The sequence below is a fragment of the Bartonella vinsonii subsp. berkhoffii ATCC 51672 genome, assembly GCF_902825225.1.
GTDB classification, from domain to species: domain Bacteria; phylum Pseudomonadota; class Alphaproteobacteria; order Rhizobiales; family Rhizobiaceae; genus Bartonella; species Bartonella berkhoffii.
This window is the reverse complement of record NZ_CADEAK010000328.1, coordinates 1-389: the sequence shown is the minus strand read 5'-3', so window position 1 is coordinate 389 and position 389 is coordinate 1. Positions and strand designations below refer to the sequence as shown.

Sequence of the window (389 nt, the reverse complement as noted above, 5' to 3'; positions counted from 1 at the left end):
AACCAATAAATATACCGAAGGTAATCCAAGAAAGCGCTATTATGGGGGATGTCAGTTTGTTGATATTATTGAGGATTTAGCAATTGAACGAGCAAACCAGCTTTTTGGAGCGGCTTTTGCAAATGTTCAGTCTCATTCAGGTAGCCCAATGAATCAAGCTATATTTTTAGCTTTACTTCAGACTGATGATACATTTATGGGACTGGATTTAAATGCTGGTGGTCATCTTACGCACGGTTCATCTGTTAATATGTCAGGAAAATGGTTTGATGTTGTTAGCTATGGTGTGCGTCAAGAAGACCAGATTCTTGATATGGAGGTAGTTGAACGGCTCGTAAAAGAACGTAAACCAAAGCTTATAATAGCAGGTGGTTCGTCTTATCCCCGAC

The 389-nt window shown here is 39.6% G+C and carries 1 pseudogene; it reads left to right on the top strand.

The features are described 5' to 3' along the window. Positions 1-389: pseudogene (gene glyA / locus J7R10_RS09475) on the top strand (serine hydroxymethyltransferase); the annotation flags it as partial.